This is a genomic window from Photobacterium aphoticum (assembly GCF_001029435.1).
GTDB classification, from domain to species: domain Bacteria; phylum Pseudomonadota; class Gammaproteobacteria; order Enterobacterales; family Vibrionaceae; genus Photobacterium; species Photobacterium aphoticum.
The window spans coordinates 104,697-130,803 of record NZ_LDOV01000037.1; the positions used below are offsets into that span (position 1 = coordinate 104,697).

19 protein-coding genes are annotated in these 26,107 nt (G+C 50.0%); 3 read left to right on the forward strand and 16 right to left on the reverse strand.

The features are described 5' to 3' along the window. Positions 1-82: 82 nt before the first annotated feature. From ABT58_RS19025 to murQ, 4 genes are all read right to left on the reverse strand, one after another. Entirely contained in the window at positions 83-2,059 is a 1,977-nt protein-coding gene (locus ABT58_RS19025) for a tetratricopeptide repeat-containing diguanylate cyclase (protein WP_047876026.1), read from the reverse strand. A gap of 203 nt (positions 2,060-2,262) precedes the next feature. After that, on the reverse strand, positions 2,263-2,613 hold the full coding sequence (locus tag ABT58_RS19030; RefSeq protein ID WP_047876027.1) for a DUF6404 family protein: 351 nt from the start codon (positions 2,611-2,613) through the stop codon (positions 2,263-2,265). A 216-nt stretch (positions 2,614-2,829) separates the two neighbouring features. Then, positions 2,830-4,176, reverse strand: coding sequence for a magnesium transporter (locus tag ABT58_RS19035; RefSeq protein WP_047876028.1), 1,347 nt, complete (start codon positions 4,174-4,176; stop codon positions 2,830-2,832). Positions 4,177-4,632: 456 nt separating this feature from the next. Then, positions 4,633-5,535 (reverse strand): N-acetylmuramic acid 6-phosphate etherase, encoded by a 903-nt coding sequence (gene murQ, locus ABT58_RS19040; RefSeq protein ID WP_047876029.1) that lies wholly within the window; start codon positions 5,533-5,535, stop codon positions 4,633-4,635. 361 nt (positions 5,536-5,896) lie between these two features. Here murQ and ABT58_RS19045 point away from each other — a divergent pair, with 361 nt between their 5' ends. Further along, entirely contained in the window at positions 5,897-7,075 is a 1,179-nt protein-coding gene (locus ABT58_RS19045) for a right-handed parallel beta-helix repeat-containing protein (protein ID WP_047876030.1), read from the forward strand. 191 nt (positions 7,076-7,266) lie between these two features. Here the strand turns inward: ABT58_RS19045 and ABT58_RS19050 are convergent, their stop codons facing one another. From ABT58_RS19050 to ABT58_RS19080, 7 genes are all read right to left on the reverse strand, one after another. Continuing rightward, on the reverse strand, positions 7,267-8,187 hold the full coding sequence (locus tag ABT58_RS19050; RefSeq protein WP_047876031.1) for a LysR family transcriptional regulator: 921 nt from the start codon (positions 8,185-8,187) through the stop codon (positions 7,267-7,269). A gap of 121 nt (positions 8,188-8,308) precedes the next feature. After that, the gene (locus tag ABT58_RS19055) at positions 8,309-8,932 is read right to left on the reverse strand and encodes a hypothetical protein (RefSeq protein ID WP_047876032.1); all 624 of its coding nucleotides are present in this window, start codon (positions 8,930-8,932) and stop codon (positions 8,309-8,311) included. A gap of 163 nt (positions 8,933-9,095) precedes the next feature. Beyond that, entirely contained in the window at positions 9,096-10,232 is a 1,137-nt protein-coding gene (locus tag ABT58_RS19060; RefSeq protein WP_047876033.1) for an ABC transporter ATP-binding protein, read from the reverse strand. After that, positions 10,232-11,149: a sugar ABC transporter permease gene (locus ABT58_RS19065; RefSeq protein ID WP_047876034.1), complete on the reverse strand. Its 918-nt coding sequence runs from the start codon at positions 11,147-11,149 to the stop codon at positions 10,232-10,234. The genes ABT58_RS19060 and ABT58_RS19065 overlap by 1 nt, the downstream gene beginning before the upstream one ends. Further along, the gene (locus ABT58_RS19070; RefSeq protein WP_047876035.1) at positions 11,149-12,447 is read right to left on the reverse strand and encodes an ABC transporter permease subunit; all 1,299 of its coding nucleotides are present in this window, start codon (positions 12,445-12,447) and stop codon (positions 11,149-11,151) included. The genes ABT58_RS19065 and ABT58_RS19070 overlap by 1 nt, the downstream gene beginning before the upstream one ends. Before the next feature lie 108 nt (positions 12,448-12,555). After that, complete coding sequence (locus tag ABT58_RS19075; RefSeq protein ID WP_047876036.1) at positions 12,556-13,689, reverse strand: sugar ABC transporter substrate-binding protein; 1,134 nt, start codon at positions 13,687-13,689, stop codon at positions 12,556-12,558. A gap of 647 nt (positions 13,690-14,336) precedes the next feature. Then, complete coding sequence (locus ABT58_RS19080) at positions 14,337-15,479, reverse strand: permease (protein ID WP_047876037.1); 1,143 nt, start codon at positions 15,477-15,479, stop codon at positions 14,337-14,339. A gap of 293 nt (positions 15,480-15,772) precedes the next feature. Between ABT58_RS19080 and ABT58_RS19085 the strand changes: the two genes are divergently transcribed. Further along, positions 15,773-16,381: a TetR/AcrR family transcriptional regulator gene (locus tag ABT58_RS19085; RefSeq protein WP_047876038.1), complete on the forward strand. Its 609-nt coding sequence runs from the start codon at positions 15,773-15,775 to the stop codon at positions 16,379-16,381. 95 nt (positions 16,382-16,476) lie between these two features. On the opposite strand, the gene ABT58_RS19090 is transcribed toward ABT58_RS19085, so the two are convergent. From ABT58_RS19090 to ABT58_RS19110, 5 genes are all read right to left on the reverse strand, one after another. After that, positions 16,477-18,006: an MFS transporter gene (locus ABT58_RS19090; RefSeq protein ID WP_047876039.1), complete on the reverse strand. Its 1,530-nt coding sequence runs from the start codon at positions 18,004-18,006 to the stop codon at positions 16,477-16,479. 12 nt (positions 18,007-18,018) lie between these two features. After that, positions 18,019-19,035 (reverse strand): HlyD family secretion protein, encoded by a 1,017-nt coding sequence (locus ABT58_RS19095; RefSeq protein WP_047876120.1) that lies wholly within the window; start codon positions 19,033-19,035, stop codon positions 18,019-18,021. 616 nt (positions 19,036-19,651) lie between these two features. Then, positions 19,652-21,949 carry an arginine decarboxylase gene (adiA, locus tag ABT58_RS19100; protein ID WP_047876040.1) on the reverse strand — a complete coding sequence of 766 codons (2,298 nt, stop codon included), beginning with the start codon at positions 21,947-21,949 and terminating at the stop codon, positions 19,652-19,654. Between the two features lie 290 nt (positions 21,950-22,239). Then, positions 22,240-23,577, reverse strand: a complete 1,338-nt coding sequence (gene potE / locus ABT58_RS19105) for a putrescine-ornithine antiporter (protein WP_047876041.1) — start codon at positions 23,575-23,577, stop codon at positions 22,240-22,242. Positions 23,578-24,300: 723 nt separating this feature from the next. Then, positions 24,301-24,966, reverse strand: coding sequence for a YkgJ family cysteine cluster protein (locus ABT58_RS19110; protein ID WP_047876042.1), 666 nt, complete (start codon positions 24,964-24,966; stop codon positions 24,301-24,303). 384 nt (positions 24,967-25,350) lie between these two features. On the opposite strand from ABT58_RS19110, the gene ABT58_RS19115 reads away from it, so the two are divergent. After that, positions 25,351-26,079, forward strand: a complete 729-nt coding sequence (locus ABT58_RS19115; RefSeq protein ID WP_047876043.1) for a hypothetical protein — start codon at positions 25,351-25,353, stop codon at positions 26,077-26,079. Positions 26,080-26,107 lie beyond the last annotated feature (28 nt).

Here is a 26,107-nt window from a genome sequence, read left to right on the forward strand (position 1 = left end):
CCTGTGCAGAACCGCTTCTGAGCAGGAGAGAAGCGGCATTAGGGCGGGATTATGCTGAGCCGGTGATTCTCTGTTGATGCGATCAGTGAATATTTTTCATCATCAGGGTCGTCAGGGCACCGGATGGGAGATCAATCGGGTCATTGAATGCATCAACCGTGGCATTGCGACCATTGCTTTTCACAAAGTACAGCGCCTGATCGAGGATAAAGTACAAGTCTTTAAACGTAGATAACGCCTGTTCGGTGTTGATATACGCCGAACTGATGGTGATGTTCACGTCATGCTTGTCATACAGCTTGATCGGCTGATGGCACATCGCGGCATGAATGCGCTGAATATCTAACGATGACAGGTAACGGTCACTGTTTTTGATCAGAACGATGAACTCTTCACCGCCTAAACGGCCGACGAAAGCCTGTGGTCCCAGATAGGCTTTCAGGCGTTTGATCAGTTCTGTTAATACCGTGTCTCCGCCTGGATGACCATAGGTGTCGTTGACCTGTTTGAAGTGGTCAATATCAAACAACATCAGGGTATTGTATTGGTTAGCATCGCTGGCAGGCGTCGCACTGATCTCTTGTAAGATGGCTTCTCGTCGCAGGGCTTGCGTGAGCGGATCATGACGTAGCTGCGCTTGCTTTTTCTTGGAGAAAAAATGCGTGGTGCCGAGTAAGCCCAGTAAGACAAGCAGCGAAATAGAGATCCCTTTGTTGGTGCTGGACATCTCGTCGAAGCCCGTTTGCATCGTCGCTAACTCATTTTTCAGGTTGTTGTTTTCACTGTATAACTCACGCTCGCGCAATGAGCCATCAATCATGTTATAAGCGCGGGGTAATTGGCTTATGCTGCTGTAATCTAAGTTATTGGCGTACTCTTTGTAATACAGATAAGCATTGAGATTGTCATTGGTTCGGAAATAAATATCCGAAATAGATTTTAATGCCGTCTGTTTGACTTCAAAAATATCAAAGTCTTCTGCCAGTTTGAGGGCCTGTTTTAAATTCAACAACGCCTTTTCATTGTCATGTTTCTTTTCAAACATTAACCCCAGCGATAGCACTGAATTAGCCAGCATGTTTTCATCATAACCGGTTTGCGCGACGGATTTGGCAATATTGATATATTTCTCAGCGTTAGCAAAATCTTCTAAATTCAGGTACAGATCACCGAGCCCTAAATACAGGGAGCTGATGCCATAAAAGTTTTTGCTTTTGCCGATCAATGCCAGCGCATTTTTATACATCTCAACCGCTTCGATTTTCTTGCCCTGCTGGGTGTAGAGCTCAGCAAGGCTGTGATAGACCTGCGCCATCACGTGTGGTGAGGCATCTTCTTTCAACAGGGTCATCGCAGTATTAAGGTGCTTTTCGGCTTCCTCATAGCGTTTCAGATCGATAAGAATGAGGGCGATATTGTTGTAGGCACTGACAGGCGGGATGTACAGAGGCAGCGTTTTGATGATGCTGTTATAAATTTCCAGTGCTTCGGTATAGAGCCCCTGACGGGTTTTGTTCATGGCAATCACGAGATAAGCATCATGTTTTTGTACTGTCGTGACATGATTGATCTTATTGATGATCGCTAATAAGTTATTGCAATAGGGTTCGCCAGAGACAAATCGTCCAAATTTCCCTTCCATCTTGCAAAGCTGATAATTTAATAACTCTTCCAGTTGTTTATTATTATTTTGAATGGCATCACTGAGTAGTTCAGATAAGGCTTTTTTGGCGCGATCGTAATTGGCATTGGTGGAAGCGATTAAGGCTCCAATATATTTCCGTTCGATCGGCAGAAGATTATTTTGATTATCGTACGGGCGGTTATTGTTCACCATGAGGTTGTACATCAGTTCTTTGATGTAGAGTTTCTCGGCGGTATTACGTGCGCGTTGGTACTGTCTTTGCAGGACTTCGAGGGTATGAAGAGGATCGTTATAACGGTAAGTATAATAGTTCTCTTGCCAGGTTTTTTCGGTATCAATAGCCCATGCGTCACTGCTGAAAACGCTGAAACAAAGCGTGAGAACGGAGAGGATTTTAGTACTTTTTGTGCGCATGGTGAAAGACTGTATTCGTAATAAGCGTATGATTATACAGTAAAATGACGGAATGTTCAGAATTTAGATAAAAGAAATATGAATGCCATCACATATGTGTGTGGTGCGTGTGTATGCCTCTGCACTATTCCGTGGTGTGTCCTGAGAATTGCCGCCTATACATCGGCGGCATGTTAATTAATTTGTCACTTTGACCCAAAGGCTCAGAGTTTATGCCAAGGCGTAAGCTTTTTTCGTTTGGCTTCATAGCGAATGTATGAGGCCATCATTAAGCCATAAAATATTCCAATCAGCCCCGCGTTGGTCAGCATCATGCTGGCCGTCATTTCCGGCATGTCTTTCCATGCCAGTAACCACATAAAGCTACCGTAAATGACGGAGAATTTTAAGAATTGGCTCAGTACATTGAACAGGTAGGCGCGGTAATAAGGCGGTGGGGCTTGGATACCCAGTTTTTCCAATAGGCGATAGCGCAACATGTCGCGGCGGTAAGGTTTGATCTTTGCGAGGGTCATTTCACTGATCGCGTGATCGATTTTTTGTTCAAAGCTCATGGTCGCCAGAAATCCTTCTCATTAAAAGCCAAAACGGGGGCATTATTTGTAATGTACTCAGTTACTCGCGGCTGACAAATTGAACGTTTTATCGTCACGGTTGATGATTTTGATTAATGGGAAATTTGCCGTTAAAGATAGGGATGGGCCCGTAAATTGCAGGCAGAAAAAAGGCTGGACGTGTCCAGCCTAGATAGTGTGTGAGGGAGAGGGGGATTAAAGTAGCAGTAACTTCGCGGTGCCCAGAAAGGCAAAGAAACCCACCACATCGGTGACCGTGGTGAGCACGACCGACCCCGCCAGAGCCGGGTCCAGTTCCAGTTTATCCAGCGCCACCGGGATCAGTACCCCGAACAACGCGGCGGTAATGATGTTGATCACGATACCCACGGCAATCACGATACCCAGTACTGGCGATTGGAACCACAATCCGGCCATGATGCCGATCAGTACCGCCCATAACACGCCGTTTAAAAAGCCGATCCCGCATTCGTTACGCAATAGCGACATACGGTTACCGGCGGTGACCTGATTGAGGGCCATACCACGGATCATCAGGGTCAAGGTCTGGCTGCCGGCAATGCCGCCCATCGAGGCCACAATCGGCATCAGGATCGCCAGTGCAACGACTTCGGCAATCACATCTTCAAACAAACTGATGGTCATCGCGGCCAGTACCGCCGTCACCAAGTTGATGCCCAACCAGATGGCACGTTTGCGCGCACTTTTGGCGATCGGGGCAAACAAGTCGTCCTCTTCGCTCATACCGGCGTTGGCCATCAGGGTGCTTTCGTAGTTCTCCCGCATGAGCTCAAGGGCTAAATGCAGGTCAATATCGCCGACGATGGCATAGTTTTCATCGACGATCGGTAAACTGAAGCGTTCGCTGTGCTCTATCGCCTCAACCGCCTCGGTCAGTGAGGTGTCATCTTCCAATACGGGGCACTCAGTATCTGCCAAGGCACTGAGTTTTTCGGTGGTCTCCGCTTCCATCAATTGCTGGTAGTTGATGGCGCCCACGAACTTCTTGCTGCGCGTGACGACATAAATCGGCGCCGGGTAGTGATAGCCATAGCGCTCCAGCAGTACGCGCGCACGTTTCACGGAAATGCCCTGCGGCAGGGAAATCACTTTTGGGTTGGCGTAACGGCCGATTTGTTCGTCGGTGTACTGGTTGGCGCGATCAAAGAGTTCGAGATCTTCTTTGCTCAACATGTCGATCGCACGATCGATGATCTCTTCCGGCAGTGAGTCCGCCCATTCAATCAGCGACAAGTTATCGAGCTTGGCCAGTACCAGATCCAATTCGACCGAGGTGAGCGACTGGATCACCCATTCACGGGTATCGGCACGCATGGCGGTCAGTACATCGACGTGATCGTTCAGTGGCAGCTGACGCCACAGTTCCATACGTTGGTCGAGTGGCAGGGCCTCAAACAGGGTGGCCAGCGAACCGGCTTCGAGCTGTTGGATCTCCGGCTCGTTGAAAATGAGGCGCTGCTCTTCCGTATCGGCCGCCGAAATGCGCTCAATCAGAAGGCTTAAATCAAGGGTGTGGATCATGCAGGTTTCCTTGTTGCTACGGCTGCTTGGCAAGGTACGTTGTTATTATGTGTTGTTGTCGTACCATGAGGGCCAAAGTCAGGGACTAAGGCACAACAGAATGATTACCTTACCATTTGCGCGAGGTATTGTCTTACCCTCTCCGGGCGCTTTTGGGGTATGCCGTGAACAGTTTGCGGGATTCTTGCGCAGCAAGTGTGATGGGCGTATATAAATCGCCCGTCTATTTTATTTCTTAGCCAGTTTAGGTTAAGGAAACACCCCGTATTATGGCGGTGGATATGGATAAACCTGTCCTGCTTGCTAATTTGTGTCATCGTTCTGACATCTGTATATGTGTATTTTTGCCCAGCCTGTCTGCTGGGCTTTTTTCTGTCTGAATTTTTCTATCTGGAAGAGGTTGGCAGAAGAGCCGGGTTAGCTCTTCTTTTGTCTTTTTAACGGCAGTCCTCGCCCTTAACCTTGAGCAATCGCCTCTCGGGTCAGGCCGTGGTGAGTATTGAGCAGTGCGCGTGCTGCATCGGCATCAACACCTGCCAGTAGCATGACAATGGCGGTTTTACAGTGGCCATTGCAGGCAATGAGCGCCGCTTCTGCTTCTTTACGGCTGCACTCTGTCGCGGCCATCACAATATTCTTCTGGCGCTCGACCAGCTTAGCGTTGGTGGCTTCCACATCGACCATCAGGTTACCGTAGACTTTACCAATGCGGATCATCGCACCGGTGGTCAGCATATTCAGCACCAATTTCTGCGCCGTACCGGCTTTTAGGCGGGAAGAGCCCGTCACCACTTCTGGCCCCACAACCGGCGTGATCGCAATGTCTGCTGCCTGCGCCATTGGGCTGTTCGGGTTGCAGCTGATGCACGCCACGGTGGCACCCTGTGATTGCGCATACGCCATGGCGCCTAAAACATACGGGGTGCGACCACTGGCGGCGATACCGACTAATACATCCTTGCCTGAAAAGTCGATGGCTTCCAGATCGCGTGCGCCTTGCTCGCGATTATCTTCGGCATTTTCTACCGCGCGGAAAATGGCTTGTTGCCCGCCGGCGATCAAGCCCACCACCTGATCGGGTGACGAACCAAAAGTGGGTGGGCATTCACTGGCATCCAGGATCCCCAATCGGCCAGACGTGCCTGCGCCGGTGTAAATTAACCGTCCCCCTTGGCGAAATGCCGCTGCGATAGCATCGACCGCTTGTGCGATAGCGGGAAGGGTTTGCTCAACCGCCTCAGCCACTTTTTTATCTTCGTTGTTGATCACCTGTAGCATGGCTAAGGTAGGCAGAGTATCGATGTGTTCACTGGCGGGATTACGGCTTTCCGTGACCATCTGGGTTAAGTCGATTTTCATGGCAGATCCTGATGACAAGAGAGAGGGGTATCATAGCATCGCAGGGGACAGGAGTGAGAGGAGGATGTGCGTCGCGGGAAAGGATATTGGGTCGAAATGGCCATGAAAAACGCCAAGATTCGACGGGTTGTTCAAAAAATACACGGCGAGATGTTGGTGATTCTGGTGATCCCTGTGAGGGTTGCTGGGCGTTGGGTGAGTCAACAAATACAGGGTAGTATCCTGATTTCAGGGTGATTTTTATACCGGCTTAAAGACGGTAATAAAATGAACAACGGGCTCTGACAAAACACTGACAACAGGGGCGGAGGGGTTGGCGATGATCGGCGCCCTCTTTCGCTTAATAAAACCGATTATAACAATGAACACGCACACACAACTTGTACAACCGGTAACGCTTTCCTTCTTACGCCCACGTCTGCGTTGGAGCGCCCTCCTTCTCACTTTAAGTCTGGCGGCTTGTGGGGGCTCGGGAGGCAGTGACAGCTCGTCTTCTATTCCTGACAGTGGCGATGGTAATAACGGGGGCATCGTGACGCCGCCGACAGATCCTGATACGCCGGTTAACCCTGATTTGCCGGATGTGCCGGATCCTGATGTCCCTGACGTGGCCGATGGAATGATTATGGTCGATGGTACGGTCTACAAAGACATGGCCTCTGCACAAGCGGCGATTCAGCCTGGCAGCTTGGTGGTCATTGGTGCTGGCACGTACAAACAAGGTCTGCATATCACCCAAGACAATGTGACGGTACAAGGCAGTGAAGGTACGCACTTCTCGGGTGTGGCGATTCAGGGCAAAGCGACCTTTGTGGTTGATGGTGATGCCGTGACCATTGAAGGCATTGAATGCAGTGGCGTGAGTGTACCCGATCAAAACGGGGCCTGTGTGCGTCAGCAAGGTAAAGATCTGACCTTAAGCCGCGTGTATTTCCATGACAGTGAACAAGGCATTTTATCCTCTTCTGGCTCCGGTAAGCTGACCATTGAATACAGCCTTTTTGAACGTCTGGGTAAAGCGGGCCGCGCCCACGCTGTCTACAGTAATAACGACGCGCTGGAGATCCGTTACAGCAAGTTCTACAGCTCAAAAGATCAGGGTCATGAAATCAAATCCCGCGCTCCGTATACCTTGATTGAGTACAGTGAAATCGCCTCGCTATCGGGGGTTGATAGCCGATTGGTGGATGTGGCGAATGGCGGTCAATTGATTATCCGCGACAGCGTGTTAGAGCAGGGGCCGAAAACCTCGAACTATCAGTTGATTGGCTTTGGTCTGGAAGGTATGAAAAGCGGCGTGACCCAATCCGTGCAACTGGAAAACAACATTGTGTTGATGGAACGTCAAAACGGTAACGTATTGCTTGGTTTGCCTTCTGATTCATCTGGCATCAGCGTGAGTATTACCGGTAACGATTTTGTGGGCAGCAAGTTCAACGATCAGGATTTGTATAACATCAAGGCGAACAACACCTTGTATTCCGATCGCAGCAGCTTTGGTTTAGGGCCATTCCCAGAATTGCCTAATATCGGTATTTAATTCGGCCTGAGCCGATTAAAAAGACACTGAGACAGAACGTCCCCGTCGATTGAAGAACGAACGCCGAGTCGGATTACCCCGCTCGGCGTTTTTTATTTGTATGGTATCGCAGACTTAACCTGATATTTTTTCTCGCCAACTCGCCAACTCGCCAACTCGCCAACTCGCCAACTCGCCAACTCGCCAACGCATCACCACGTCAAGTTGTTGCACAACACCTTAAACTGCGCCAATAACTCACTGCTCTCCGCATTTTGCTGGCTGTCTTTGTGCAGGTAGGCACCGATGGTCGCGGTACTGAAACACTCCTGCATTTGCAGTGGCACCAAATCGAAACGGGCAAAGTAGTCTTTCATGCTGGCCGGGTAGGGCAAAATCGCATCACTGGTTTGCAGCAAATCAATCGCGGTCGCGAGCGAGTTAGTGTTGTACTTCACTTTCTCTTGCAGGTAATGGCGTTTTTGGAACGACGTCAGTTTTTCATTTTGCTCTTGAACCAAGTGGGCAAAGCGGCTTTTGCTGGCCCCGAGGTCAACCGACGGAAAGCGGGCAATGTCTTCGTTGCTACAGTTCACCCCAATCAGTGGGTGGCCTTGGCGTACAAATACTTCTTCTTGACTGGTAAACAAAGGGTGGAAAAGGATGTCTTCAGACTGGGCGAGGCCGAGGATTTCATGGCCGACAAAAATGCTGATCTCATCGCTCAGCAGCAGGTTCATCAGTTGCAGGTGATCGCCGACATCAATGGTGATGTTGCTTTGCGGGTAGGCCTGACGAAAATCCTGCACACAATCGCGCACGAACAAATGCCACCACGCATCGCCGCAGCCGATCTTCAGTTCGGTTTGATGGCGCAACTTGTGTTTTTCCAGTTTGTGCAGGGTGTTTTCGTACAGATGTTGCATCATTTTGGCCTGCTCGTAGAGCAATTCGCCACTGGAGGTGAGGGTGATGCCTTTGGAGTTACGGTTGAACAGCTTGGTGCCGAGTTTCTCCTCCAATTTATGCATGTTATGGCTCAGGGTCGGTTGGCTTAAGCACAACTGGTTGGCCGCCTGGGTGACATTCTGCGTTTTTGCCACCTGAATAAATTGAAGCATTAACTTGAACATAGCGAAGATCTGCAAAGGAGAAAGTCGCCATTCTAGGGGGCGAAAGACAACTTTGCCACCCCCTGTAATCGTCTATTTTCCAAAGGCTTAATATATTTGCCTCGGACTTATGGCAGATCAATTAACTCTTGATTTCGTTGTACACCAACAGCAGCTTTTGCACTTCGCCTTGGGTAAAGGCCAAGTCTTGGCTGTGGTCGAGATCCCACAACGGTTCAATGTTCACGCTGTCTGCGGTCGGGGTTGCTTTAAACGCGGCAATACGCTCTTGGGTGCTGTCTGAAATGAAGAACAGGTAAGGCTGTGGGACGCCAAGCAGCGCGCTGTACTGGGACGGTTGGGTGTACACCGCATTGACGGCTTTCACGTCCTGCTCGCCGTAATACGCTTGTGCCGCAGCCAGTACCGGCATCGCCATGGCTTGCAGCTGTTCGTAACTGCTTTCTACATGGTAGGCGCCGCAGTTATCGGGGATCTGATCGCGCAGAGCTTGGTAGTCGGCCTGAATTTGTGCCAGCGGCAAAGTGGCGTACGTCTGTTCAAATGCGTTGGCAGACTGTGGCAGCACGTGGTTGTTCACACACTGCAAAAACTGTGGCTGTTGGGTGGTAAAGGTGGTGTAGTCAAACTGCGGTTTTGGCAGGTTGCTGTAGGCGATGATGAAGCCGGCAATGAAAATGATCACGGCGACCGCAATGTGAAACATGTAGTCGTGAATGCGTTGTAGTTGTCCACGGAAAATCATGCGGGGCTCCTTGGTTTATCCTGAATGTGGTGCGTGGTCTTGCGTATGGTTACGGGTAAGTGTTTTGTGTTCTATTTTGTTATAGACGGAAAAGCCGCCTTGTCCTGTGAGTGCGTTTGAGAGAGGGGCGCTGACAGAACAAGGCGGACTTATTCGTGTGGCGTTACGCCGACATGCTCGCTTGCTTGCTGACAAACTTGATCGACTCTTCCGTGTCTGCATCGAAGAAATGCAGCTGGTTGTTGTCGATCACGAGAGTGATCTTGTCGTCGATTTCCACGCTTGGCTCACCGCTGCCCAGCGTCCCGATGAACAGGTTTCTTGGCGCAGCATTGAAGAACACGTTCACGCAGTCGCCCAGGTATTCTGAGTTCATCACAGTGGTTTCAAAGCAGCAATCCGGGAACGCTTGCTCATACTTCTTGCCGGAGCGGATCGCACTTGAACGGGCGCCCAATAGCAGCGATTTACCGTTGTAACCGGCCGCATCCAAAATGGCGCGGTCGCTCTCGCTCACGGCAATGGTGAAGCTTTCACACGTAAACTGACCGCCTTCGTATTGGCCTTTGATCAGGTTCATGGATGGCATACCCATGAAGGTCGCCACGAAACAGTTTTTCGGGTTTTCAAACAGCTCTTTCGGGGTACCGATCTGCTGGATTTCACCCATCGACATCAACACGATACGGTCTGCCATGGTCATGGCTTCCACCTGATCGTGGGTCACGTAAATGGTGATTGCGCCTTTTTCTCGGTGCATGCGCGAAATCTCTGTACGGGTGGTCGCACGCAGTTTCGCATCCAGGTTACTTAGCGGCTCATCCATCAGGTACAGTTTCGGAGTACGCACCATGGCACGGCCCAGTGCGACACGCTGACGCTGGCCGCCCGACAATTCCTTCGGCTTGCGCTCCAGGTATTCGGTCAGGAACAAGTCTTTAGCGATGTTATCCACGCGATCTTTGATGTCGTTCGCCGGGAAGTGACGCAGTTTCAGGCCGTAGCCCACGTTGTCACGTACTGACATGTGCGGGTACAGGGCGTAGCTCTGGAATACCATGGCAATGTCACGGTCTTTTGAGCTGACGTTATTCACGACTTGACCATCGATAATGAATTCCCCTTCGGTGATGTCTTCAAGGCCGGCGATCATACGCAGGGTGGTGGATTTACCACAGCCTGACGGGCCAACCAGTACAATGAATTCCCCGTCTTCGATATCAATGTTGAAGTCACGAACAGAGTAGGTGTCTGAATTTGGGTATTTTTTATTGATATTTTTTAGCGAAATCTTGCTCATTAGCCTTTTACTCCACCAGACGTCAAACCGCCCACGATGTAATCTTGAAATTTATAGAACACCACAACCGGCGGGATAGCCGCCAACACTGCACCGGCAGCGAACACGTTATAGTTAGATTCTTTGATGTTGTTGATCAGTCCCATCAAGCCCACAGCCAGTGTTTTGGCTTCTGAGCTCATGCTCGCGATCAGGAACTTCGGCATGATGATGTCGCCGATAGGCCCCAGGAAACAGAAGATAGCGATAACCATGATCATCGGTTTTACCAGCGGCAGCAGGATCTCGGTGAAGATCTGCATCTGGGTCGCGCCGTCAATCTTGGCAGACTCATCCAACGCACGAGGAATGGAGTCGTAGTAGCCCTTCATCAAAATGGTATTCATGGTGATCCCACCGGTGGTGTAGATCAAAATCATGAAGATGTAGGTGTACAGTGTTGCGTGCTCAGAGCTGTAAATGCCGATAGAGCTGGCAATCGCATACAGCGCAATCAAACCACTGCCTGATGGGATGATTTGGATGATCAGCAGCGACATCAGCGCGCTCTTACGGGACTTGTAACGGTAACGTGAGTACACAAAGCCTGAGACCGTCACAATCGCCGTCGACAGCACCATGGTGATCAGCGACACCAAAAAGGTGTTGCGGTACCAGCTCAGGTAAGGCGTATCGTTAAACAGCGACACAAAGTTCTCGGTCAGGCTGAAGTTCTCCGGAAAGAACGACGTCGAGTACAGGGTGTTGCTGACGTTAAACGCACTCATCAAGGTGACCAGAATCGGGTAGATGATCACTACCGCCATGCTGATCAAAAACGCGTAGCTGAACACCAATCCCAGGTTCTTGGTGATCATGTGGCGGTTGAACGGGCTGGCCGCCTTCGCCGGTTCATTCAGGGTGATAGTTTTGTCCATTACATCACTTCCTCATTCTTGAAGGCACCGGCCTTAAGCCAGGAGTACAGCACCACGGCACCGACCACGGTACTGGTGATCAGGGTGTATACCGCCGCTTCGTTGTATTTCGCGTCCATCATCAGGCGGAAGCCCAGTGATGAAATGGTATCGAGTGGCTTGTAGATAGAGCCCACCGTCTGTACGGTCGCTTCACCCAACATGTACACGATGGTGACGTTGTTGAAGTTGAAGGTGAACTGGGTGATGAACACCGGCGCCACACTGATCAAAATCAGCGGCAGGGTGATATCGAAGAAGTTGGTCCATGCGTTACCGCCATCCATGCTGCTCGCTTCGTACAGATCGTCCGGGATGGTTTGCAATACGCCGGTGACCAGAATGAACACATACGGGAAGCCGAGCCATGCCTGAATCAGAATGATGGTGATCTTGGCGTAGTCTGCATTCAGGAAGAAGCCAACCGCCGTGCTGATGTCGTACTCGTTACCGGTGAAGAATGGGATCACCATGGTGTTCATGCCGCCGACTTTTGAGAAGAACAGCTGGAAAACCAGAATGGTCAGGAATGCCGGTACCGCCCAAGGCAGAATGTACACCGTACGGAAGAATTTTTTACCGCGAATCGCTTTGTTGTTGGCCACAACCGCCAATAAGGTGCCCAGAATGATGGTCAGGGCCGAGGCGCAGAAGGTCCAGGTCAGGGTCCAGGTCAGGGTTTCCTGAAACGCGGCGGCGGCACGCTCACTGGTGAACAGGCGTTCAAAGTTGGTCAGGCCTTTCCATTCGATCAAGAAAGCCGGTGGCAAGACCGGACGTTTGTAGTTGGTGAAGGCGACCACGATCGACACAATCGCCGGCAACAGGGCGAAGATAAACAGCAGAATGAATTTCGGCGCGGTGATCAGGTTCGGCACAATTTCATGTGACAGGCCGCGCACCTTTTCCGTGAAGGTGATGGCGTAGCCGGTGGTATCGATTTGGCGCTTCACATCTTTCGCATCACGGGCGAAGGCATAGTGCATCGCCAGGAAAACCAGGATCATCATGGCACCAATGGTGGAGCCGACCATGATCAGGAAGGAGTCATCGACAAAGCGTTCTGCACCGATGGTGAGTTTGCCACGGGGTTGTTCGACCGCTAATAAGCGGAAGTTTGGCAGGATGAATTGAAAATAAACCAAGATCTCTAGGGCAAAAAGCGAGAGACCGAAAATCGCTTCTCGTGTCCGGCGAAGCAGCATATGACCACTGCCCGGTATCACCATTGAGAGCCAGAAAACCGATTGTTGACTCATGTATTACCTACTGTTTAACGACATGCGTACCGATGTTGAGGGGAATGCACCGACACGGTGTCTGATCCGTCAGACACCGTGTGGTAAGGGTTAAGACAGGCGTGCGCCTTACATGTCTTCGATATCGAACTGAATAGTTTCTACGGCTGCATCAAGCACGGCTTGTGCGTCTTGGCCTTGGGCGATTTGCGCCAGTGCGGTCTTCATTGGGCCCCATACCTTCATGAATTCAGGAATGTTTGGCATTGGTTGACCGATGTTAGTCGCATCGAAAATCGCTTTGTGCAGTGAGCCTTCGGCGTAGTTCACAGACAGGCTTGGCGACACTTCACGTGTCATGCTGTACCACTTCTGTGCGTGCTCTGGTGTCGCCAGGTATGCAAGGAAGGCTTGTGCGGTTTCTTTCTGATCACTGTAACCGTTGATCGCCATCCCTTTAGTGCCTGTCAGGGCTTTGTATGGGTGGCTGCCGTCCCAGCTTGGGATTGGCGCTGCGCCTACATCGATACCGGCTTTTTCAATGTCAGCAATGGTCCATGGGCCGTTGATGATGGCTTTCACTTTACCTTCGGTGAAGTACTTCATCATGATGTCGAACGCGACGGTGTCATCTTGCATCAGGGTCCAGTGGTTCACGCCGCTGTCGTATAGACTTTGTGCCGCTTTCGCCGCTTTGATAGAACCCGCGTTGCTCAGGCCGATGTCTTCTGGGTTGTTGTCTTTAAAGATGTAGCCGCCGTTGGTCATGAACAGGCCGCCGGTGAAGTAGAAATCGGTGAATTTAGCCGCCCAGTCAGACGGTGGTAGTTCTTTCAGTGTTTTTGGCGCCGCATTCATCATCTTCTTGTTGTACAGGAACAGCGTGGTGTCGGTAGACATTGGCACCATGTAGGTTTCGCCGTTGTACTTAGACGCTTCGGTGGCGGCCGTCGTGTAACCGTTGATGGTCACGTTGGTTGGAGCGATCAGGTACTGATCAGCCAGCTCACCGATACGGTCGTTCGGGATCATGAACAAGTCAGCGATGTTGCCTTTCTGTGTCGGCAGGGCAGACATCAGATCAAACATGCTGGTAGCGGTGACTTCGACTTTCACATCGTGTGTTTTGTTGAACTGCTCGGCCAGCTCAGTGAAATACGTGACGTATTGTTTTTCAACACCCACCACAATGTTGTCAGCCGCCATGGCTGGGTTGGCGAAAAGTAAGGCGGTGGATACGGCAAGCGATAACTTTTTAATCATTGTATTTCTCCTGATAGGGCGAAGTATGTCTAATCCAAACCCGCATGCGAGAGCCTGTCCCGGCATGACGATGTTTAACAATGTGTGACTCCCAAGGAACCATCCCTGCGATGCGCGTTAATGGTCAGGCGTGTGGTGATTTATCTTGAAACACACCCTGATCCGCGCGTTGTGGGCTCATCATAGGAGTTCGTTGATATAGGGTGAAATGCAAAAAGGCGGGGGTAGCCATAGAAAAAAGCCATATCAGTGATAGAAATGTTATCTACTGCAATGATATGAGGATGAATACGGGCTAGAGAGAAATGCAAAAACGTGAGCCTAATAGCAATTTATTTCGGCAGGGTTAACAAAGAAAAAGTCACTTCTTTCCCGTCTTGTTTCCTGTCTTTACTTTTTACTTCGTTGCGGTGAGAGGGGAAGTGGTTGGCAGTGTGCTGAAAAGAGTCTGGGAGAGGTATAGAGAGGGGCTGGTGAGGTATCAGGAAGGAAGAAAGCCAGGCATAGGGCCGACATGCCACTATCAGGTTTACACTGTAAAACCGGCGCGTGAAAGCGCGTAAATAACAACGCCCCGGCTCGCGCTCGTAGGAGGCGGGACGGGGCGTTGGTGTATCGCGTCTTCGTGTTTTGAAGCGGGGATTCCGTTAGCCAAATAACACGGTGTAAAGGTAACCGGCACCGATAGCCATGCTCAGAATCACGAACAGGAATGCGGCAATCATTTGGTTTTTGAAGATTGATTTAAGCAAAATCACTTCGGTCAAACTCGCGCCGGCACTACCGATGATCAGGGCCATCACTGAACCCAATGCCATGCCTTTCTGTACCAGTGCCGCACTCAGTGGGATCACGGCTTCCGCACGGATGTACAGTGGAATACCAATGATCGCAGCGACGGGAATCGCATACCATTTGCCTTCACCGGCGTACTTGGCGATCAAATCGGTTGGAATGAAACCGTAGATGAACGAACCAATAAAGATACCCAGCAGCAAGTACGGCAGCACTTGTTTGAAGTCTTTCCACGTTGCACGCCAGATACGCATCCAACGGCTGTCTGCTTTGGGTGTGATTTCGTCATAAACCACTTCTTCGTACACCACGTCACCACACATGCTGTCACCACAGGTGTTCGTTGCGACGGCTTTGGTGATCACCGGTTTGCTCTCACAGCAGCTGGTTGCAGCCGGTGCCGGTTTTGTCGCGGTACAGCATGAGGTTGCGGCTTTTGGCTTTTCAGCCGCGGGTTTGGCCGTGGCATCACAACAGCTGGTGGTTGCCGGCTTGCTGTCACCACATGCGGTGCCGCAGCTCGAACCTGCATCTGCCATTTCATACGCTTCAGGGCGAACGTAGCGTTCAAAGCCCAGTTTCTCCAGCACAAAGCCCGCTACCACAGAGACGATCATCGCCACCAGGAAGTAGAACACCGCCACTTTCAGGCCAAAGGTCACCACAAACAGACCGATGATCACCGGGTTAAGCAGTGGGCTGGCAAACAAAAACACCATCATTGGGCCAAAGCCAGCACGGGCACGCAGCAGACCTTTCAGGAAAGGAATGGTGGAGCATGAACAAAACGGCGTAATGGAGCCCAGCAAAGCGGCAATTACATAGCCCTTACCTTTGCGGGAACTCAAAATAGATTGAATTTTTTCCGGTGTCAGAAATTCTTGCAGTACACCGACAAGGTAGCTAACAACCAGAAACAGAACGGTTAATTCGGCAGCCAGAAACAGGAACATGTCTGCTGCATCTTTGATCATTGTGACGATTTCAGGACTCATGGTATTTACCTTCACAGTAGGTATCATTTCGATATGTGTCGAAATATAAAGGTGAGAGAGGATGCCGTCAATTAATTATTTCGATAAAAATCGAAATAATCATGGGTGTGTTTTTATCAAATTGATTTTTATAAAGAAAAAATATTGCTGATAAAGAACGAAATTGCAGCGGCACAATGTGGGGAGAGTGGTAAACTATGCGTACTAAGTAGTACGCTTTTTGCGCGCCATGTGTTAAGTGCCATGATCAAGTGCATGTTGGCGAGCCAGATTGACGGCATAAAGGAGACGGTATGCGACCATCCACCCTAGAAAAACAAAACAAGATCCTGGAAATTGCCACTGAGCTGTTTTTGGCGCAGGGCTACAAAGAAACCTCGTTGGATCAGATCGTCGCGCAAACGGGCGGCTCTAAGCAGACGCTATATCGCTACTTCACCAATAAAGAAGGGTTGTTTGAGGCGGTGCTGGTGGCGAATACCAAGAAGGTGGATCCCATTTTCGCCCTGAGCGAAACAGAAGGACGCTCTTTGCAAGCCACCTTAGTGCAATTTGGCCATGACTACCTGCAACTGGTATGCAGCAATCCTATTTTGGGTTTGTTCCGCATTGTGTCTAACGATTTTCATGCCCACCCGACCATTCCTCAGGCGTTTTGGGAGCATGGTCCGTGCCGAGCCCATGCTAACTTGGTGCGCTTTCTCGACAGCGAGTGGGCCCAACAATCGTTGGCGATCCCGGATGCCCAACGCGCTTGTGAACAACTGTTGGCGCTGTTTAAGCAAGATCATTTGAGCTTGGCTCTGCTTGGTCAGCCCTTGCCGGAAAAGGCGGCATTAGACGGGCAAATTACCGCTGCGGTTGAGGCTTTTTTCATGCTGTATCAGCGCGAAGGGATGTGAGGAAGGCGGTGATGGATGCAGGGTGTAGGGTATTGAGTGTAGGGGATTGAGTGTAGGACGTCGCCAAGCGTGAAACTTGGCGACAAGGCGTGTATTCAGTGCGCTTTTTTGGCCGCGAGCTTTTTGCCGATCAGCAGCACCGGTGTTAACACGAAGATGGCGATCAAAAAGCCAATAAAGGCATTGTTGAGCGCCTGCGTGCTGACTTCAGTTTTCATCAGTTGGCTCAATTGCGAGGCGGCCAACGCCGGGTTCGGGATCACCCCTTGCGTCATCAGTGCCTGACTGATGTGCTGTTCAAATTGCTGCAACGCCGCGCTTTCTGTCGGCAGCATACGCGAGGCTTCAGCCATCGACTGGGCGCTTTTCACCTGAATGATGCGGGAGAACACGGCAGAGCCGATCAATCCCCCCAAGGTACGAATGAAATAGAACAGGGCAATCCCCTCCGGACGTTGTTCTGGCTTGAAATAAGCAAACACCAGAATGGTCACGGAAACATTCAGTAATCCCACCCCAAATCCCCGTAAGCCAATCGGCAACAGCAACGTCTCTGCACTGGCATTGCTGGGCAAGGTACTGCACAGATACACCGAGATCAGGATCATCAATACGCCCAATGGCGTCATCGCATCGGCCGGCACTTTTTGCTGGTTACAGGCCAGTAAGCTGATCGCCATGCCTATCAACATGGTCAAAAAGGCCGGGGCTTGTACCCAACCGCTGTTGGTTGCGTTGAAGTGCATCACCTGCCCGAGAAAGCCGTTCAACAAAGCCCCGCTGGCCATCACGGCAAATCCCGCCAGAAAGGCATTGTACAAAAACACATTGGCTTTGATGTGGCTGACTACGTGTTGGGTGCCTGTGCCGTCGGGCTGTTTACGGTGCCAGACGATTGTTCCCGCGAAGAGTAGGCAGGCAAGGGCGATCAGTGCCCAGCGGCCAAAGTCGGGGAAATCAAACCAGTTGTAATGACTGCCTCGCATTAACAAAAATACGATGCCGCTGCATCCCAATCCGGTCAGCAGATACACCCATGGTGAAGATTTTGCAACGCTCGGTAAAGGGTGATCCTGTGGCGGGTATAACCACGCCCAGATCCCTGCTGCTGCCACACACCAGGCCTGTATGGCGATCAGCGTCTGCCACGGTGCGTGTTCCAAGATGTCGGCCAGCAGCCACGGGTAAAGCCCCATTGGCAGCAGGGTCGATAACGTCAGGGTAAACCCTGTCATCAAGGTCATCGCACGGTAGGAGCAAGCACTGAGCACGATCAGGTTGACGCTGATCAACAGCAAGCTGACCCCTAAGCCGTTAAGCATCCATGCGGCGAGATGCCACCCGACGTGGTGTTGGGTGATCAGCATGAGGCTGGCCAGAAACACCATACTGAGTGCTGCATACAAGGTGCGACGATTGCCCACGCTGCGCAGTAATAAGGGCGCGATCATAAAGCCGATGAGCTGCATGGCCATGAAGGCGACATTCAACAGGCTGACTTCATCCAGCGATAAGCCCAGTGTGGCAGCCATGTCATGGGAGGCGGCACCAAACAAGGCTGAGGATAAGCCAAAGGCCAACATGCTCAGCCCCGCCCCCACTATTAACGCCATATACCGTTTCATACGCGCCCCTTGTTACGCCTGTGGCGCAGCGGTATCTACGGTCACATTGGCGGACAGCCCCGGGTAGACTTTGCCGCGCAAGTCAGTAGGCAACTGCAGGGTGATTTTCACCGGTACTCGCTGTACCACTTTGACAAAGTTGCCGGTGGCATTTTGGGGCGGCAGCAAGCTGAACTGCGCGCCGGTGGCATGGGTAACAGATTCAACCGTGCCCGTGATCGGTGTGTCCGGGTACATGTCTAGCGTCACTTCCACCGCTTGGCCGGGGGCCATGTTGGTCAGTTGGGTTTCTTTAAAGTTCGCTTCCAGCCAGATATGGCTCGGTACCAAGGTGATCAAACCCATGCCCGGTTGGACAAATTTACCGGCTTGTACCTGACGATGCGCCACGTAGCCATCCACCGGTGCATACACGGTGGTGCGTTTTAGGGCAATGTCGCTCAGGGTCAGTTTCGATTGTGCTTGCTGACGCTGTGCCGTGAGCTGAGCGCGTTCAGACTGCATGGCATCATAGGTTTTCTGCTGAGCTTGCAGCGCCAGTCGGGCACTGTCTAATTTCGCTTTGGCATCAATGGTGCGGGTTTGCTGCGCATCAAACTGGGTTTGACTGATTGAGGCTTTGGCGATCAGTTTTTGATAACGCGCGAAGTCGGCACGCTGTTGTTTATCGTTGGCCTGCGCACTGGCAATGGCCGCTTTGGCTTGTTCAATGTTCACGGTCTGTAAGGTCAGGCGTGAAGCATTGTTGGCCAGCGCGGCATCCGCGACGGCGACAGCGGCTTGCGCGATGGCGTGATTGGCCTGGTAGTCGGCATCATCAATGGCAAATAACGGCGTGCCGGCGGTGACCCACTGGTTATCCTGCACAAACACGGCGGCTACCTGCCCGCCGACTTGTGGCGAGACCGTGGTGATGTCCGCTTTGATGTAAGCATTGTCAGTGTGAATGGCATGACTGGGCGTAAGGTAGGTAAAACCACCGACAGAAAGCGCGATGAGTGCCGCAAGGGCGATGACTTTTTTCTTCATGCGTAAAGCACCTGTATGTAAGGCGATCATCAGGAAGTCGGTGGTATCGGCCACGCCGACAGACTTACGGGATCTGATCGCTACCTTTGACTGTTTTTGAAAATTTATCGTACTGTACGGTACAGTTTCTTTTTGATCAAGGGAAAAATGTGAGGTACATCAACAAAGGCTGCCGCATTGGCTACACGGTGTGCTATCGACTGAAAGCGTCAGCGAGACGATAAGCAGAAGATCAGTAAAAAAGAGAAGAAGGACGATAAGGAAAAAGATGACGAGCAAAAGCCAAGCCGGGGCGGCAGGAGCCAGTAATAGGGGGAGGGAGGGACAGTAAAAGCGGGATAAAAAAAACGCCCTCCTCATCATGAGGACGGCGTGGGAAAATGCTAAATGAAGTTATCGTAGGTAAGTTGCTACCGTTACCTTCGGCATCTAGCAGGCCGACAATATAAGACAGTGTTTGGCAATACTTTGGCAGTCATGTGTATCCATCGCCATGGCCACCCTGATGATAGTTGCCTTGGCGATGAATAAACGCTTTTCTGATGTCATTGCCAGTCATCAGGAAAGTTGGGGTGCAGGTTCACCCTGATAGGGCAAGGTGAACCTGCGGTCTGTATTAAAGCGCGTCGGCTTTAATACAAAGCACGTGGTATTTACCGTGCTCGATTTCCGCACCTTCAGTTTCGTGTTCGAAACCAGGGAATTCGCGGTCCCATGCTTCAAGTGCTTTCAAGTACTGGATTTGAGGACTTGTTTCATCACCGAAGTTTTCACCACCCATTAGCATTGGGATGCCTGGTGGGTAAGGGATAACAGAGTTCGCGGCAACGCGGCCTTCCAATTCATCCGATGGCACTAGCTCAACCTCGTCAGACACAACGAACTGGTAAGCAGTACGTGGTTTCACTTCCATCTTAGGTAGGCTTGAGTACGCTTCGTTCAGTACTTGCGCTGGGTTGTGACGTACTAGGTATTGGAACATACGGTCACCCAGGTCGCGCAGGCCTAGACCTTTGTAAGTTTCTGGAGAAGACGCAACAAGCTCAGGCAGTAGCGTTTCAAGATCCGCGTTCGCATCGTAGTGACGCTTGAATGACAACAAGGTGTTGATCAAGGTGTCACGTTTACCTTTAGTGATACCCATTGAGAACAGGAACATTACCTGGAAGTCAGTAGTACGGGTAGGTACGATACCGAAACGGCCTAGGTAAGCAGTCACAAGTGCAGCTGGTACACCGGTTTCTAGGAAGTTACCGTTTTCATCTAGACCCGGAGTCAGTAGGCTCACTTTGATTGGGTCAAGCATACACCAGTCGTTGTCGATTTCGTCGAAACCGTGCCACTTGTCGCCTGGGTTCAGTTTCCAGTTTTCCTGGATAGTCATCAGTGATTCAACAGATGCATCTTCAAAGCGAACTTTGTCACCGTTCATTTCTGTAACAGTTTCAGCGTTCCAAGGTTTGAAGAACCAGTCGTTTTCGCTGGTGTAGTCGTTGAATAGCTTACGCATGTTCTGACGGAAGATGATCGCTTCGCGGTTTACTTCGTTAGTCAGAGACAGGCCGCTTTCGCCCTTCATCATGTTCGCTGCAACGTCGTTAGACGCACAGATAGCGTACAGTGGTGAAGTGGATGTGTGCATCATGTAAGCTTGGTTGAAACGGTCGAAGTTAATCGCGTTTTCACCGTTACGTACGTGAATGTAAGAAGCCTGAGACAGTGCGTTCAACAATTTGTGTGTTGAGTGCGTTGCAAATACAGTTGGACCTTTGTGGTCTTTTGCATCGCCACGCATTGCGTAGTGACCCTTGTAGATAGGGTTGAAGCGTGCGTAACCGAACCAAGCTTCATCCATGTGGATACGGCTTGAGCTTTCGCCCAGGATAGATTCAGTCACTTCTGAGTGGTAGCACAGACCGTCGTAAGTACAGTTTGTGACTACTGCGTAGCCCGCTTTCTTCTCGTCAGCGTTGAAAGGAATACCCGCGTTTTTCGCTTTAAGGGCAATACCTTCTTTGCTCATCTGTACTTTGCTGATTGGACCGATAATACCGTAGCAGTTACGGCTTGGTACCATGTAAACAGGGCGAGCACCAGTAAGGATAAGACCTTGTTCGATAGACTTGTGACAGTTACGGTCACAGATCGCGATGTCGTCATCCTTCATACACGCTTGCATGATGGTACGGTTTGAACCAGATGTACCTACGATGCCAGAGTAAGATTCGTGTGCACCGAAGATTTTCGCTGCTTCCACTTCGCTTTCTTTGAATGCGCCGCTGTGGTCAAGTAGAGAACCTAGTGCTGCACGTTCGATACCCATATCGGTACGGAACAGGTTTTCACCGAAGAATTCGAAGAACTGGTTACCTGCTGGTGTCTTAGTGAAACCGATACCGCCTTGGTGACCTGGCGCAGACCATGAGTATTCGTGGATGTCATTGTAGTGCATCATCGCTTTCATAAACGGTGGTAGCACTTGTGCACGGTAGCGTTTCATTGCAGCAACGATACGGCCAGCAACGAAGTCTGCGGTGTCTTCCAATACTGAGTAACATTCGTCAACACGTTCCATTAGCTTGCGGTTTGCAAGGATAGACGTACGTGCACGTTCTGCTAGTAGGAAAACAGGTACTTCTGTTTGACGTTCTTTTAGCGTATTTAGCAGTTCGACTTCTTCGTCAGAGTTTAGGATTTGCTCTTCAGATTTATCCAGAGTCAGTACAAGGCTGTCGATTTGCGATGCCATAATAACGGCTTTCGCATCTTCATAAGAGGTTGCCGATACGATTTCAATCGTACGTTCATTCAGTTCGGCAATCAGTGCTTGCGTTGTACGGGCAGCGTAGCTGCTTGGATCAATGTTTTGCGGCTCTACAACCAGAGTGCGCATTTTGCTGAAGTTGTTGCTCATAATAATTACCTATTCTGCAATTTGCTTTTCAGCGTCAACGCTTTGGATGGCTTGTTTATAGCGAGATAAATAAGTCAGGCAGAGTGGTTAACGTTAATATTGCTTGAGTTGCGAGTTTGTCGATTAAAAGAAAGTTCAATTAATGGAACATATCGCCTTTACTCGGTGAATCACGATAATTAAATGGCTGACCTTAATGAAAGGAGAATTAAGACCAGTCATTTAATTAATAATTACGTTGTCGGTTCATGTGCAGTGAGAATTAATTGTGACATGAACCGTATTGAAAATTATGCGTTTACTTTTGGTTCTGATGTTTCAGGGGTAACATCTCGTGCTGCAATGAAGCCGTAGAAGATATAACCGAATAGTGTCAGGATAGTACCGCCAAATACAGCCTCTGCACCACAAGCGTATACACCGTAAATACTGTAAACCACACCTAACGTACCCACAATCGCGCCGAAACGGTATTGCTTTTGCGTTGCCATATTCTTGCGAAGCAGTACTTCTAGGCCTGTCATCGACAAGATATAAGGCACCATGTTGATGAATACCGCCAGGTTAAGCAGGGCGTTAAATTGATTAATCAAGTTAGGAGAGATTGTCATTACCGCAAGAATCAACTCAGCCGTCAACATAATCAGCATACCGAAGATAGGTGCGCCCGCTTTGTTGGTTTTTGCGAAGATTTTAGGGAACAAGCCTTCATCAGCCGCCGCTTTTGAAACTTGTGCGTTAGTGAACTGCCAGCCAAGTAGTGAGCCGATACATGCAATAACGGCAGCCAGTGTTACGATGTTACCCACGGTTGGGTTGAACATGTGGCTGAACACAAGACCAAACGGTGCGGTTGATTGTGCCAATTCTGCGTTAGGGATAATACCTTGGATAACACCGGTAGAAGCAATATAAATCACTGCGGCGAAACCGGTACCGAACAATACGGCTAGCGGTACGTTGCGCTCAGGGTTTTCAACCGCATCAGAGTTAGCACCCGCAGATTCAATACCCAGGAAGGCCCATAAAGTCAGTGCGATACCTGAAGAGACAGAGTGCATTGTGGTGTCGTGGTGTGGGTTCCATGCGCTCATGAATGTTTGAGGATCAAACCACCACCAACCGATAACAGACAGACCCAGTACAGGAAGAATAATACCCCAAACAGTGAATGCTGAGATTTGACCTGTGATCTTAGGGCCACCAAAGTTAGCGAGCATAGTGACAATAAGGATCGCACACACACCGAAGAAAGTGTGTACCGGGGTATCTAACCAAGGCATGAATGGTTTGATGTAACCCACGGCTGAAACGGCAATGGCTACACAGCTAATTACTAAACAAACGTAATACGTGTAAGAAGAGATAAAGAAAGATGATTTGCCGTGAGCTTCTTGTGCGTACGCTGACATACCGCCTGAACGCTTACAGAAAGCACCACATTTAGCAAAGGTGTAAGCAATACACATTGCACCTAATGCTGTTACTATCCAAGATAGCATTGAAATGGCACCCACTTGTGCCAAGCTGGCCGGTAGCATAATAATACCGGAACCCATCATATTTACAGCGACGAGGACGGTTAAACCAACCAATCCCATTTTTTTACTATTGGCATCTGAAGACATTATATTAACCCTCAATTCAGATGAGACAGAATAATACTTATTCTCTTTAGTTGTGAGTGGCCTAATCCGTGGCGACTGTATTTTCAAAGGGCGGTAATTTGATATTGGTGATATTCAGAAATAACGAATGTGCTCTTTTACAGTTATATTTAATGGCAACGAAGTGTCTTAAATAAGTGTCCATTAATAAATATTCATTTTCTGTTAAAATCATATTCATTAAAGTGATGAGTCAGTGTCTTGCTCATCGATGGGACGTATTTTTAATTATTTTTGAGGATTAAAAAACCCTAAAAATGGAATCAAGCATTGCATGAATCGGTTTTTTTGCATCGATATAAATCTCTATTCAATTTGTTATACAAATCTGACCAGTGGCATTTTAATGTCCCTACAAAATGTGACTGAAATCACATCTAAACGGTAATTCAATCACTTAGCTATGACATCAAGCCCGTGCCAGGCCAACCTTCCTGTGAGTGCAACGTTTGCGTCGGCTGAATGCCTAAAAATGCTTATTCAGAATAAGTGCGGTTTCATGTGAAGATTTTTTTTCGAATAAATGGTGTTTTTTCTTCGCGATGGCAACCAGATAGCCATTTCAATAATAAATTGGGTGTTTTTTGTACGACTAAGGCGAGGGGCGGCACGGCAAGAATGGTATACCGCGCGTATACAGTATTTCATTCTATAATGTGAACAGAAAAAGACGGGAATCGCGGCTTACTGTTGGGTTTCCTGTGGCACAGAGGTAAACCATTGGCGAATTTCTGCCACGCAGGCCATGTTATTGGCTTGACCGAGCTGCTGGCTGATCTCCTGTAGGGGCTGAGTGAGAGAGTGAAAAATGGGGTGACTGTCTACCGTGAGCAGCCCCTGTGTTGTCGAGGCGCTGTGGCAGTGATGGTAGTGATCCAATCTCGCCAATAAGCGGCAAGCCAGTGGGCGCACGTTATAGATGTGGCATTGCGCACTGTGTGCATCAAGAAACGGGCAAGGCGTACTAACCGTTGGCAGGTATCGACGTAAAGGTTCGGCTTTGCGGTTTAGCCGATAAGCGGTGCGTGTATGGATATAGACGGCTTCTGCGGCTGTGACGTCAACCGCGCGATTGGTACAACAATAGGCGCACCCTTGGCGACAAACCGCCAGCGGGGTAATGGTGTGTTGGTGATAGATGTCGACAGCCGCATAAAGTCGCTTGATGAAATCGAGCGGGGATTTCGGGACATCACTGTGTACCCAGTGTTCTAACAGACGTTGGGGGATTTTGACTTCTTCTGGGGCGTGCTGGTGGAGGAAATGGGTAAAGAGGCCAACACGTTCTTGCATCGCATCGGCAGTAAAGGCACTGACAGGCAGATCATCCTTATCGGGTACGTATCTCAATGCGTCATCCTTAACGTTATCGAGTGGTCACAAAATAAGCGGCTATCTTTCTCAGTATAATGGGAGCAATGCGGTAAAACATCGAGTCAGTTCGCTGTTTAGCCGTGAGAGTGGATAAAAGAATGTGATTAAGTTCAGATTTTTCTTTTTCGGCGCAAGAGCGTTCACCATCAGATGGCCTTTTCTCTCGCACAAATGGCTTACCAATGACGGTGAGCGTTGCGGTGTCATTCCATCATGGGATGAGCGGTGTAAAGTGCGTTTATGAACAATGTTTTTATTTTCCGCTTTATGCTGCCCAGTGATAACCGGCACGGCAAGAGCCCGTTAGTGCCGGCTTGGCAGGGGACGCGGTGACATACAGATTGCGATAAAAAGGTAATTATGACTGAATTAAAATTGACCGGTGAGCCTTGCCGCATAGAAAAAACAGACATGATGCAAGCGGCACCGGGTTTTCATTTCTTTCCATCCGATACGATTGCACACGACAGTGCCTCGATGATCCCGTTGGTCGCCGTGAGTGACAGGCTGCTCTCTGGCATGAGTGATGATCTGTTGCTGTTGGCTTTTCCTGCGACAGAAAGCTTCTGTGATTTACCGGCAGTATCATACGCCTGGGTGGAAGGGCAATGGCAACTGGACGCGTCGGAGGAGCTTGAACCGTGCGATCCGGCGTATTACTTGGATTCGTTTTATAAGGCCAAAGCCTTCTTTGAAGCGAACGGCTTTTTGCAGTATTCCTTATCCAAGGCGCCCAATTCAAACCGCGCATGCAGCTTGTTAACGCACGGTGGGCAGCCTCAAACCGGCCAAAATTGGGATGCTTATTTGTGGGATGAGCAAGGGGAAGACTATGACTTGCTCATGAAGCTGTATGAAGAAGAGGAATACGGTGAGGAAGCGTACACCGAAGAGGGCGATGATCGGATGCCATTGACGGACGCGGAATATGAAAAAGCGGTCAGCCAGTTAAGCTTGATTGAAGGGGGCGAGGTATATCACTACGTGGCGACGATCGTGACATACCACTTTATGGATGAAGGGCCTGAGCTGATTTATTTCTACAACGCCGAGAAAAAGCGTTTTCTGGTGGTGGCGGAATATTCCTAAGCGGCCGAGAGGCGGGAGACATAGAGGG